The organism is Pseudomonas sp. 10C3 (assembly GCF_036346185.1).
Lineage (GTDB): Bacteria > Pseudomonadota > Gammaproteobacteria > Pseudomonadales > Pseudomonadaceae > Aquipseudomonas.
In genome coordinates this window covers 43,747-56,095 of sequence record NZ_JASJVE010000011.1, presented here as the reverse complement: position 1 = coordinate 56,095, position 12,349 = coordinate 43,747, and the positions used below count along the sequence as shown (strand labels likewise).

Below are 12,349 nucleotides of genomic sequence, written 5' to 3'. Positions count from 1 at the left end.
CGGTCGGCAATATCAGTTGAACAAACCGTAGAAGAACAGGCGGATGCTGTCCCACACGCGACGGAAGATTCCACCCTGGTCGACAGCGTCGAGGGCGATAAGGTCGGAAGTGTGCACGATTTTGTCGTCCATTTTCACTTCAACTTTACCGATCACGTCGCCCTTGGCGATAGGTGCAACCAGCTGTGGATTCATAGTCATGCTTGCGGCCAGCTTTTTCAATTGGCCTTTAGGCAATGTCATGGTCAGGTCATCAGCCAGACCGGCTTTGACTTGATGCTCGACGCCTTTCCAGACAGCTGCCTGAGCCAGCTCGGTGCCCTTCTGATAGAACGTCTGGGTTTCGAAGAAGCGGAAACCGTAAGTCAGCAGCTTTTGAGTCTCGGCAGCACGAGCCTGTTCACTGTTGGTGCCAAACACCACGGCGATCAGACGCATACCATCACGTACTGCCGAAGACACCATGCAGTAACCCGCTTCGTCGGTGTGACCGGTTTTCAGACCATCAACGGTCTTGTCACGCCACAACAGCAGGTTGCGGTTAGGCTGTTTGATGCCGTTCCAGAAGAACTCTTTCTGCGAGTAGATCGCATAGTGAGCAGGGTCTTCATGGATGATCGCGCGTGCCAGCACGGCCATGTCATGAGCCGACGAGTAATGCTCCGGGTTTGGCAGACCGGTCGGGTTCATGAAGTGGCTGTTGGACATGCCGAGGTCGCCGGCGGTTTTGTTCATCATGTCGGCGAAAGCATCTTCGCTGCCGGCAATGTGCTCGGAGAGCGCGACGCTGGCGTCGTTGCCTGACTGAATAATGATGCCGTGCAGCAGATCGCTGACAGTAACCTGGGTGCCCACTTTGATGAACATCCGCGAACCGCCCGTGCGCCAGGCATTTTCGCTGACGGTCACTGGATCGTTTTCACCGATCTGGCCGCGACGGATTTCCAGGGTCGCAATGTAAGCCGTCATCAGCTTGGTCAGGCTTGCGGGTGCCAAACGCTGGTCGCCGTTATTCTCGACCAGAACGTTACCGCTGGAGGCGTCCATGAGCACGTAGGCTTTGGCGGCCAGTTGCGGCGGCGATGGCATCATCTGTTCAGCCGCCCAAGCGGCAGGGGCGATGATAAGCGGAACTAGCAGGCACAGGCGTTTTGCAAAGGTGGTGATGTTCATCCGTCTCTCGAAATTGCTAATGGGCAAACATGCCCTCGCGGGCAAAGCTAATCTGACTGGCGAAAAAATGACGTTTTCATCCGGTCTGCGACGCCAGGCATTACCCCTGGCTTACAAAACAGCCTGATTGATCAGACTGTCCTGTGAACAGTTGCATGTATCGCTTGCTCTGTCGGCAAGTCACCGTCGGCCAAACAACTGCACATCAACCCTGAACCAACCCGGGTTGAATTATTAATCCGACGTCACCACGCTCGGCTGGCCAAGATTGGCCGACCGGACGCTGGCTTGTAATTGCTGGGCTTCACCCTGAGTGTCTATCGGCCCCATCCGCACCCGATACAGCGTTTGCTGACTGCGTACTGTCGAGCTGACGAACACTGGAGTTTGCACCATCCCGCTCAACTTCGACCTCAGGAGTTCCGCAGCGTCCGGGTTGGCGAAAGCTCCCACCTGGAGATACAGCCCAGAGGCTTGTGCGGAAGCGTTTTTTTTTGCATCAATTTGCATGGCTGGAACTGCCACAGCGTGCTGCTGGGGCGGTGGCGTATATTGCTCGACCGTTCCAGTGGAAGCCGTAAAGGCAGGCGGCGCAGCCTGGGCGATGACTTGCGGTTGTTCAAGCATCAGCGGCGCTGGACGTCCGCGCTGCGCCCACCATTCCTGGGGGTCGATACCTTCAACCTTGACCCGCGCAGTACCGATTTCGGCGTAACCGAGCTTTTTAGCGGCCGCGTAGGACAGGTCGATAATCCGGTCGGAATAGAACGGCCCACGGTCATTGACCCGCAGGATCACGCTCTTGTTATTGTCCAGGTTGGTCACGCGAACATAGCTGGGCAACGGTAACGTCTTGTGGGCGGCACTCATGCCGTACAGGTCGTACTTTTCACCGTTGGCTGTGTCCTGGCCGTGGAACTTGGTGCCATACCAGGACGCGGTTCCCGACGCTACGTAGCGCTTGGAGTCAGACAGCGGGAAATAAGTCTTGCCCAATACGGTGTAGGGGTTGGCCTTGTAGGGGCCGTTATGCAGGGTCGGCACTGCGTCCGGAATCCGCGAGACATCGACATCCCACCATGGCGCACCATCTTTATGCGCACGGTTGATATCCAGACCTGGGGCCGAACGCACAGCCGTACTCTGTGGCGAGCGGCTGGTCGAACAGCTGGCCACCAGGATGGTCAAGGCTGCGAAGGCCAGGAACTTTAGTGGTTTGCGAATCGGCAATGCCCGCATTACTTGACGCCCCGTGCTTGGACCAGCAGTTCAGACAGTTGATGCACGGCCATGGCGTACATCACACTGCGGTTGTAGCGCGTGATTGCATAAAAATTCTTCAGGCCCATCCAGTATTCAGGGCCATTTTCACCATCGAGCCGGAAAGCGGTCACCGGCATATCATCGCGCAGCGCATCATGACTCGACCACCCCAACGCTCGCAACTCCCCAACATTCTTTACCGGATCGATTCCAGGGCTCAAACCTTCGTCGGCATGCTCACCGCGCACCGTCGCCAGGCTCACAACCGGCTCGCCCGCGACCCAACCGTGACGTTTGAAATAGCTGGCAACGCTACCGATCGCATCGTCCGGATCGGTCCAGATATTGATGTGGCCATCACCGTCGAAATCCACGGCATACGCCCGAAAGCTGCTGGGCATGAACTGCGGCAATCCCATAGCACCGGCGTACGAGCCTTTAAGCGTCAGGGGGTCGACTTGCTCTTCACGGGCCAGCATCAGGAACTCGCGCAGCTCCTTGCGGAAGAAGTCGGCACGCGGCGGATAGTCGAAGCCCAACGTCGACAAGGCGTCTATTACGCGGTAGTTGCCGGTATTGCGACCATAAAACGTTTCCACTCCGATGATCGAAACGATGACTTGTGCCGGTACGCCGTACTCCTGCTCGGCACGTGCAAGGACCGCTTCGTGTTGACGCCAGAAGTCCACGCCACGCGCAATACGCGCATCAGTGACGAAAATCGGCCGGTAGTCCTTCCATTGTTTTACCCGTTCGGCCGGACGAGAAATTGCGTCGAGAATGGCCTGTTTACGTTCTGCTTCGCGAAAAACAGCCATGAGCTGTTCACCGGCAAACCCATAGTCGCGGGTCATTTCGCCGACGAACTCAGCCACTTGCGGCGAGCCGTCGTAATCGCCTGCGGCCGCCTCCTGCACTGAACCAAGGATGCCCACCAGGCCGACCAACGGAGCATATCGAGCAGCCCAGCTACGCATTACTTGCATTGAGTTGTTCACCTTAATCAAACCTGTGCGATCCACTTACGATGGGTATGGACCGACATCAAAACCCCAAACGCTGACAACAGTGTTACCAGCGAGGTTCCGCCATAGCTAATGAATGGCAATGGGACACCTACAACCGGCAACAGGCCACTGACCATACCGATGTTGACGAAAACGTAAACAAAAAACGTCATTGTCAGGCTACCGGCCAACAATTTGCCAAACAGCGTCTGAGCTTGAGCGGTGATCACCAGCCCTCGACCGATCAACAGAACATAGATCAGCAACAGGGCGCAAATACCCACCAAGCCAAACTCTTCACCCAACACAGCAATAATAAAGTCGGTGTGGCTTTCCGGCAAAAAGTCCAGGTGCGACTGCGTACCCAGCAACCAGCCCTTGCCAAATACGCCGCCAGAACCAATCGCCGCCTTGGACTGAATGATGTTCCAGCCAGTGCCCAGCGGGTCACTTTCCGGGTCGAGGAACGTCAGGATTCGTTGTTTCTGGTAGTCGTGCATGAAGAAAAACCACATGCCGACCGCCACCGGCACGGCTGCGGTGAGCACACCAATGATCCAGCGCCAGCGCAGGCCGGCCATGAACAGTACAAACGTACCCGACGCCAGGATCAGCAAAGAAGTGCCCAGGTCCGGCTGGCGCACGATAAGGATGAACGGAAGACCGATCAGCCCCAGGCTCAAGGCCACGTGCTTCAAGTGCGGCGGCAACGTGTGCTTGGCCAGGTACCAGGCGATGGTCGCCGGCATGATGATTTTCATGAATTCGGAAGGCTGGAAGCGAATGACGCCGGGGATGTTGATCCAGCGGGTCGCGCCCATGGCGTTGTGGCCCATGACGTCCACCACCACCAGCAGCATCAGCCCCACTACGTAGGCGGCCGGTACCCAGCGCGCCATGAAACGCGGCTCGAGCTGCGCGATGATGAACATCGACACCAGGCCGATACCAAAGGAGGTCGCCTGCTTGATCAGCAGATCCCAATTCTTGCCACTGGCCGAATACAGCACGAACAAACTGCCGGCGGCCAGGGTCAGCAACAGGATCAGCAGCGGCCCATCGATATGAATGCGCTGGAGGAAACTGGCGCGACGGCGCATCACGTCCTCGCTGGAAAGGATGCGGTCGAAATTACTCTTCACGGGCCGAAGCCTCCGCATTTGAGGTGCTGGCGTACTCAGGTTTGAGCAAACCGTCCGGGCCAAGCAACCAGGCATCCATCACCTGGCGGACCACGGGGGCCGCGACGCCAGAACCGGACTCGCCGTTCTCCACCATCACTGCCACGACTATTTTCGGGTTATCCGCCGGGGCGAAGCCGACGAACAGGGCATGGTCACGGTGACGCTCCTGAATCTTGGAGCGGTCATACTTCTCACCCTGCTTGATTGCCACCACTTGAGCTGTACCGCTTTTGCCGGCAATTCGGTATTGCGAACCGATCGCAGCCTTGCGCGCAGTACCACGGGCGCCGTGCATCACTTGTTGCATGCCGTGATTGACCTTGTTCCAGTCCGAGGCGTCACGCAGCACGATGTCCGGCATCGGGTTTGCGTCTACCGGCGGCAAGCCCTCGATGGTTTTTGCCAGGTGCGGACGATTCCACTTGCCCTTGTTGGCCACCAGTGCAGTCGCTTGCGCCAGTTGCAGCGGGGTCGCCTGCATATAGCCCTGACCGATACCGAGGATCAGCGTCTCACCAGGAAACCAGGCCTGACGCCGGGTAATCCGCTTCCAGTCTCGCGACGGCATCAAGCCTGGCGACTCTTCGAACATGTCCAGCGACACCTTCTGCCCGATCCCGAACTTGTTCAGGTACGACGACAGCCGGTCGATGCCGAGCTTGTGCGCCAGGTCGTAAAAGTAGGTGTCGTTGGAGCGCATGATCGCCGTGTCCAGATCGACCCAGCCATCGCCCGTGCGGTTCCAGTTGCGATATTTGTGGTCGTAGTTCGGCAATTGGTAATAGCCCGGGTCAAACACCCGAGTGGATGCCGTGACGACGCCACTGTCGAGCCCGGCGATAGCAACAGCCGGTTTGATCGTCGAACCCGGCGGGTACAAGCCACGCAGAATACGGTTGAACAAGGGCCGGTCAATGGAGTCCCGCAGCTCGGCATAGGCTTTAAAACTGATGCCGGTGACAAACAGGTTAGGGTCGAAACTCGGCTGACTGACCATCGCCAGCACTTCGCCAGTACGCGGATCAAGCGCGACCACCGCACCGCGACGCCCGGCCAATGCAATTTCGGCGGCTTCCTGCAGTTTGATGTCGAGGCTCAGGACGATGTCTTTGCCTGGCGAAGGATCGGTGCGCTTGAGCACACGCAATACTCGCCCGCGGGCGTTGGTTTCAACTTCTTCGTAGCCCACCTGACCATGCAGCTCCGGCTCGTAGAAACGCTCGATGCCGGTTTTGCCGATATGGTGGGTGCCGCTGTAATTGACCGGGTCGAGCACCTTGAGCTCTTTCTCGTTGATCCGCCCCATGTAACCCACCGAGTGCGCGAAGTGCGCACCCTGCGGATAGTGGCGAACCAGCTGCGCAACCACCTCAACGCCGGGCAGACGGAACTGGTTGACGGCAACGCGGGCAATTTGCTCTTCAGTCAGCTCAAACAGAATGGGCACCGGCTCGAATGGCCGTCGCCCCTGCTTCATGCGCTTTTCGAACAGCACCCGATCATCAGGCGTCAATTCCAGCACGCTGACAATGACGTCCAGCACCTGCTCCCAGTCGCCAGAACGCTCGCGGGTCATGCTCAAGCTGAAACTGGCCCGATTATCGGCGACGACCACCCCATTGCGGTCGTAGATCAACCCACGGGGTGGCGGAATCGGCTGAACATGAACCCGGTTGTTCTCCGACAGGGTCGAGTGATACTCGTACTGGATGACCTGCAGGAAATACAGCCGCGCAATCAGCACGCACACCAGCACCACCACCGCCACAGCCCCGACCACGACTCTGCCGCGCACTAGGCGGGCATCTTTCTCATGGTCCTTGAGGCGAATCGGCTGGGACATTTAGGGCGTGTTCACACGACTACTTGTGATAAGGGTGCCCGGACAGAACAGTCCAGGCGCGATACATCTGCTCACCAATGAGGATGCGCACGAGTGGATGCGGCAAGGTCAGCGGGGACAACGACCAGCGTTGTTCGCTACGCGCGCAAACCTCCGGCGCCAGCCCTTCCGGGCCACCGACCATGAGATTCACCGTGCGCGAATCCAGACGCCAGCGATTGAGTTCGACCGCCAATTGCTCGGTGCTCCACGGTTTACCGTGCACTTCGAGGGTGACGATACGCTCGCCCGGCTGCACTTTTGCCAGCATGGCTTCGCCTTCCTGGCGGATGAAGCGCGCCACGTCGGCATTCTTGCCCCGGGTATTGAGCGGAATTTCCACCAGTTCGAGCGCCAGTTCGGATGGCATACGCTTGGCGTATTCATGCCAACCTTCTTCCACCCACTTTGGCATGCGCGAACCGACAGCGATCAAACGCAGACGCACAGCAACCCCTTACTCTTTGTCAGACGGCGTGTTGTCGAATGACATTTTGTCGGCTGCCATTGGGTCAAACGGGTTCGCATCGTGGCTGCCATGGCTTGCACGGCTTTGCTCGGCACCATGCCACAGACGCTCAAGATCGTAGAACTGACGGGCGCTGGCGGTCATTACGTGCACGATGATGTCGCCCAGGTCCAACAGAACCCAATCGCTGTCGCCCTTGCCTTCTTCACCCAGTGGCTTGAAGCCCTGAGCCTTGACCTTGTCGCGCACGTTCTCGACCATCGAGGCGATGTGGCGGTTGGAGGTACCTGTGGCGATGAGCATGTAATCAGTGATGCTGGTCTTGTCGCGCACGTCGATCGCCAGGATGTCCTGGGCCTTGATGTCTTCCAGTGCAGCCGTTGCCAGCTTGATCAGGATTTCGCTATTTTGCTTCGTCATAAAAAACTCATTCAGCTCGTGTGTATGAGGACCTGAAACGCCATCTAGAGAGGCTGTTTCAAAGGGTCCCCTGAGTGTTCGGCGCATGGTACAGCCCGTGCGCGTCGATATAGGCCAGTACCGCGTCTGGCACCAGAAAACGTACCGACTTCCCGCTGGCCAGCAGTTGGCGGATCTGGGTGGCAGACACCGATAACGGCGTCTGCCAGACGAATGTAATGTGTCCACCCGGCCCTTTCAGGGCCTTCGGATCGCTGACTGCGCGCCCCGCCAGCAAGTTACGCATGGCGTCAGGCGACTCGCTGTCGGCGTCCGGGCGTTGCAGCACCACGATATGGCAGTGCTCCAGCAGTTCTTCCCAGCGATGCCAGGTCGGTAGCCCGCAAAAGGCATCCCAACCCAATAACAGGAATAACTGGTCATCTGCGGCCAACTCGGCCCGCATCAGTTCCAGGGTGTCGATGGTGTACGACGGTTTGTCCCGTTGCAGCTCTCGGTCATCCACCGTCAAAGGAGGCACACCGGCCACCGCGCACTTGACCATCGCTAGTCGGTGCTGCGCACTGACGCTTGGCATGTCGCGATGAGGCGGCCTGGCACTGGGTGTCAGGCGTAACTCATCAAGCCCCAGCAACTCGGCGACTTCCAGCGCACTGCGCAAATGGCCGATGTGCACGGGGTCGAACGTGCCGCCCAGCATACCGATACGTCTGGGCAGGCCTGGCGTCTGTGGCACCTGCGCAGCGGGTTTTTCGGGATCGGCCAAGTCAGACAGGCTCCTGGCCACGCAACTGACCATCGCCGACCACGATGTACTTCTCGCAGGTCAAACCTTCCAGACCGACCGGACCGCGGGCGTGCAGCTTATCAGTAGAAATGCCGATCTCGGCACCCAATCCGTATTCAAAGCCATCAGCGAAGCAGGTCGGGGCGTTAATCATCACCGAACTGGAGTCCACTTCGGCCAGGAAACGCCGAGCCTGGCCCTGATGATCAGTGACGATGGCATCGGTATGGTGCGACCCATAGCGGTTGATATGTTCGATGGCCTGATCCAGATCCGCCACCACAAGGATCGACAAAATCGGCGCAAGGTATTCGGTGTTCCAGTCTTCTTCGGTTGCTGGCAGGGCATCAATCAGCTCGCGGGTGCGTTCGCAACCGCGCAGCTCGACACCTTTTTCGCGAAATTGCGCGGCCATTGGCGGCAAAAACTCGGCAGCAACAGCCTGATCCACCAACAAGGTTTCCATCGCGCCGCAGATGCCGTAACGGTAGGTTTTGGCGTTGAAACTGATGCGCTGAGCCTTGGGCAGATCGGCGTGGGCACTGACATAAACGTGGCAGATGCCGTCCAGATGCTTGATCACCGGCACCCGTGCATCGCGACTGACCCGCTCAATAAGGCCTTTGCCGCCGCGTGGAACGATCACGTCGACGTACTCGGGCATGGTGATCAGCGCGCCGACTGCCGCACGATCCGTCACTTCAACCACTTGCACCACGGCCGCCGGCAAATTGGCAACCGCCAGGCCGCGCTGAATGCAGGCGGCGATGGCACGGTTGGAGTGAATGGCTTCAGAGCCACCACGCAGAATCGTGGCGTTACCCGACTTCAGGCACAGGCTCGCGGCATCGATCGTCACATTCGGACGCGACTCGTAAATAATCCCCACCACACCCAGCGGCACACGCATCTTGCCGACCTGAATGCCCGACGGCCGATAGCTCATGTCGCGAATCGCGCCAATCGGGTCCGGCAGGCTGATCACCTGGCGCAAACCTTCGATCATGCTATCGATGCGTGCCGGCGTCAGGGTCAGACGCTCGAGCATGTACGGCGACAGGCCGTTGGTCCGACCGGCCGCCAAGTCCAGCTCATTGGCGGCAGACAATTCGGTCCGGGCGTCATCGAGAGCGTCAGCGGTGGCTTGCAAGGCGCGGTTTTTCTGCGCGGTGCTGGCGCGGCCGATCACTCGCGAAGCTTCGCGGGCGGCGCGACCCAAACGGGTCATGTAGTCAAGAACGGACTCAGTCATGGTCTCAGAGGTCTTGGCGGAGAGGAAAGCGGCCGATTATAGCTGTCGAGCCCGTGTAACGACAGCGGTGGCAGGCGGATGGTCGATAACCCGAGCAAAGTCGGGATAAAAAGCCCTCTGGAGCACCCAAAACCTCACGCCGGCACCTGATATAACGCCTTCGCGAAGAGGCCCCGCAGCCATACTCATCAATACCCGGCACACCGTCATTCAGCTTTGATTAAGACAGTTGTTGTTATCATCGCCGCCCTGATTGCCATTCGACGACCGTAAGCACCGATGCCCACCCCCCTGCCGGACTCGTTTTTCCACCGAGATGCGCAAGTCCTCGCCCGGGCGTTACTGGGCAAAGTGATTCGTCATCGCGTGGGCAATGGCCCAGATGCGTTGTGGCTGTCGGCTCGGATCATCGAGACGGAAGCCTACTACTGCGCAGAAAAAGGCAGCCACGCGTCATTGGGCTACACCGAAAAACGCAAAGCGCTGTTTCTCGAGGGCGGGCACATCTATATGTACTATGCCCGCGGCGGCGATTCGCTGAACTTCAGCGCCGAAGGGCCGGGCAATGCCGTGCTGATCAAGTCCGCGTATCCGTGGGTCGACGAACTTTCCGACGGCAACAGTCTCGCGCACATGCTCTTGAACAACCCTGATGCCAAGGGAGCACTGCGTCCGCCCGAGCGTCTGTGTGCCGGTCAAACCCTGCTGTGCAGGGCCCTGGGGCTCAAAGTCCCGACTTGGGACGCCAAACGCTTCGACCTTGAGCACCTGTTCGTCGATGATGTCGGTGCCGAGCCCAAGCAGATTATCCAGACCACACGACTGGGCATCCCCGAGGGCCGCGACGAGCATCTGATGTACCGTTTCGTCGACGCCGCCTACGCCCGGTATTGCACGCGGAACCCGCTGCGACGCGGCCAGGTCGAAGGCCGCGATTACTTTTTACTCAAGCAAGGAAACTGAGACATGGGCCCATGGCTCGATGGCATTACCGGCTGGCTGAGCGCAAACCCCTCGTGGCTGGGTCTAGCGATTTTTTTGGTGGCGTTCCTTGAATGCGTGGCCATCGCCGGGATCATCGTGCCGGGCACCGTGCTTCTGTTCACTGTCGCGGTGCTGGCCGGCAGTGGTGCCTTGTCACTGGGCGAAACACTTTTACTGGGCTTTTGTGGCGGCTTGCTGGGTGACGGTCTGTCGTATTTTCTCGGCAGGCGCTTTCACCAGAACATCCGCCGCCTGCCCGGGCTGCGTCATCACCCGGAATGGATAGGCGGTGCGGAGCTCTACTTCCAGCGCTACGGCATTGCCAGCCTGCTGGTCGGACGCTTTATCGGGCCACTGCGACCCATGTTGCCCATGGTCGCAGGCATGTTCGACATGCCTTTCCCGCGTTTTGCTGCTGTCAGCGTGATCGCGGCCGCTGGCTGGTCCCTCGCGTACCTGCTGCCGGGCTGGGCCACCGGCGCGGCCATGCGCTTGCCACTGCCCGAGGGCTTCTGGTCACAGGCAGGGATGATCGGTGGTGGGTTGGCGGTGTTGCTCGGCGTCAGTATCCACAGCAGCTTTGGCGGGAAGCGCTATGCAACCCCGCTGATCGCCGTGTTGAGCCTTGTCATGCTCGCTGGGGTATTTCTCGGCTGGCCCTACCTGACGCACTTCGATCAGGGCTTGATGGCATTGGTGCAGGAACATCGCAGTGAAGCGGCTGATCAGTTCGTGGTGATGATCACTCGGCTGGGCGACTTCAAAACCCAAGTGGCCGTCGTCAGCCTGTTGTTGGTGCTGTTGCTGGCAACCCGGCAATGGAAACAGGCGATGTTTGCTGGCGCAGTGACCGTGGGCTCGGCACTGGCCAATACAGGAATGAAAGGGTTCTTCGCCCGCACGCGTCCCGACGTACTGATCGACCCGCTCACCACTTACAGCATGCCCAGCGGGCACAGTTCGGGGTCATTCGCGCTGTTTATGGCGTTGGCAGTATTGGCGGGACGCGGTCAGCCGGTACGTTTGCGCCTGACCTGGTTATTGCTGGGCGGTATTCCGGCGCTGTCGATTGCCATGTCGCGGGTCTATCTGGGGGTGCATTGGCCGTCTGATGTGCTGGCCGGGGCCCTGCTCGCGTTCTGCCTCTGCGCAGCCAGCCTGTCCTTCATACAGCGTAAAACACCGCTTGAGCCCATGCCCGTAAGGGTGTGGTGGCTGATCCTGCCAGCGCTGGTCACCTTGTACGGTTACTTCGCCCTGCATTCACTGTCCCACGCGGCGCTGCGTTATCAGTACCTGGCCCCCACGGGCGCGATTAACTAACGCGTCAGGCCTGCACGTCACCCTGTATTTCATCGAGCAGGTCCTGAATCGCGTCCAGGCGCTCCTGAGCATCGTTGAGTTCCAGTAACTCGACCTTGTCTTCTTCGGTGAAGGGCAGCAGATAAGCCAGCTGATTGGCCAGCGATTGCTGCCCGCTGGCCGTAACGCCCATGTTCAACGCGGCAACCATCGGGTGCTCGGCCAAGGCGGCAAGCAAGGCCACCAGATCGGCGTCCGCTTCCTGCAACGGGCGCTCCGGCAGTTCATCCAGCCACTCAACGTCAGCCATAATCAGCTGGTCACGCTGCACCTGAGTGCTGACCACGCGGAAACGGCGCCCACCTTCCACGCGAATCCCCAGCAAGCCGTTGTCCTGCTGCTGAAAATCCCGCACCAACGCTTCGCAACCTACCAGCGCATAGCCCTCTGGCGCCTGCCCGACTTCTTCGCCGTCAAGAATGCATACCACGCCAAAGCCTTCGCCCTGCTTCATCCCGCGGCTAACCATGTCCAGATAGCGTGCCTCGAACAGCTGCAAATCGAGCATGCACCCCGGGAACAGCACTGCGTTGAGAGGAAATAATGGCAACACCATGGAAGCCTCC

General features: G+C 59.2%; 12 protein-coding genes. 2 read left to right on the top strand and 10 right to left on the bottom strand.

What is annotated here, in order from left to right; all coding sequences use genetic code 11:
• Positions 1-12: 12 nt before the first annotated feature.
• The 9 genes from QN399_RS12380 to QN399_RS12340 form a co-directional block, all read right to left on the bottom strand.
• Positions 13-1,173 (bottom strand): D-alanyl-D-alanine carboxypeptidase family protein, encoded by a 1,161-nt coding sequence (locus tag QN399_RS12380; protein ID WP_322182175.1) that lies wholly within the window; start codon positions 1,171-1,173, stop codon positions 13-15.
• Between the two features lie 234 nt (positions 1,174-1,407).
• The gene (locus tag QN399_RS12375; protein ID WP_322218111.1) at positions 1,408-2,412 is read right to left on the bottom strand and encodes a septal ring lytic transglycosylase RlpA family protein; all 1,005 of its coding nucleotides are present in this window, start codon (positions 2,410-2,412) and stop codon (positions 1,408-1,410) included.
• Positions 2,412-3,422, bottom strand: a complete 1,011-nt coding sequence (gene mltB, locus QN399_RS12370; protein WP_322182177.1) for a lytic murein transglycosylase B — start codon at positions 3,420-3,422, stop codon at positions 2,412-2,414. Before mltB ends, QN399_RS12375 begins: the two co-directional genes overlap by 1 nt.
• Positions 3,423-3,439: 17 nt before the next feature.
• Complete coding sequence (gene rodA / locus QN399_RS12365) at positions 3,440-4,543, bottom strand: rod shape-determining protein RodA (RefSeq protein ID WP_322182881.1); 1,104 nt, start codon at positions 4,541-4,543, stop codon at positions 3,440-3,442.
• A gap of 31 nt (positions 4,544-4,574) precedes the next feature.
• Positions 4,575-6,470, bottom strand: coding sequence for a penicillin-binding protein 2 (mrdA, locus tag QN399_RS12360; protein WP_322182179.1), 1,896 nt, complete (start codon positions 6,468-6,470; stop codon positions 4,575-4,577).
• Positions 6,471-6,489: 19 nt separating this feature from the next.
• Positions 6,490-6,957: a 23S rRNA (pseudouridine(1915)-N(3))-methyltransferase RlmH gene (gene rlmH / locus QN399_RS12355; protein ID WP_322182181.1), complete on the bottom strand. Its 468-nt coding sequence runs from the start codon at positions 6,955-6,957 to the stop codon at positions 6,490-6,492.
• A 9-nt stretch (positions 6,958-6,966) separates the two neighbouring features.
• Positions 6,967-7,398: a ribosome silencing factor gene (rsfS, locus tag QN399_RS12350; protein ID WP_257604395.1), complete on the bottom strand. Its 432-nt coding sequence runs from the start codon at positions 7,396-7,398 to the stop codon at positions 6,967-6,969.
• Positions 7,399-7,456: 58 nt separating this feature from the next.
• Complete coding sequence (nadD, locus tag QN399_RS12345; RefSeq protein ID WP_219062819.1) at positions 7,457-8,116, bottom strand: nicotinate-nucleotide adenylyltransferase; 660 nt, start codon at positions 8,114-8,116, stop codon at positions 7,457-7,459.
• 49 nt (positions 8,117-8,165) lie between these two features.
• Positions 8,166-9,437 (bottom strand): glutamate-5-semialdehyde dehydrogenase, encoded by a 1,272-nt coding sequence (locus tag QN399_RS12340; protein WP_322182184.1) that lies wholly within the window; start codon positions 9,435-9,437, stop codon positions 8,166-8,168.
• A 279-nt stretch (positions 9,438-9,716) separates the two neighbouring features.
• Between QN399_RS12340 and QN399_RS12335 the strand changes: the two genes are divergently transcribed.
• Positions 9,717-10,400: a DNA-3-methyladenine glycosylase gene (locus QN399_RS12335; RefSeq protein WP_322182186.1), complete on the top strand. Its 684-nt coding sequence runs from the start codon at positions 9,717-9,719 to the stop codon at positions 10,398-10,400.
• Positions 10,401-10,403: 3 nt separating this feature from the next.
• A complete protein-coding gene (locus QN399_RS12330) occupies positions 10,404-11,744 on the top strand; it encodes a bifunctional DedA family/phosphatase PAP2 family protein (RefSeq protein ID WP_322182188.1) in 1,341 nt (446 codons plus the stop codon).
• Between the two features lie 4 nt (positions 11,745-11,748).
• On the opposite strand, the gene QN399_RS12325 is transcribed toward QN399_RS12330, so the two are convergent.
• On the bottom strand, positions 11,749-12,339 hold the full coding sequence (locus QN399_RS12325; RefSeq protein WP_322182190.1) for an LON peptidase substrate-binding domain-containing protein: 591 nt from the start codon (positions 12,337-12,339) through the stop codon (positions 11,749-11,751).
• Positions 12,340-12,349 lie beyond the last annotated feature (10 nt).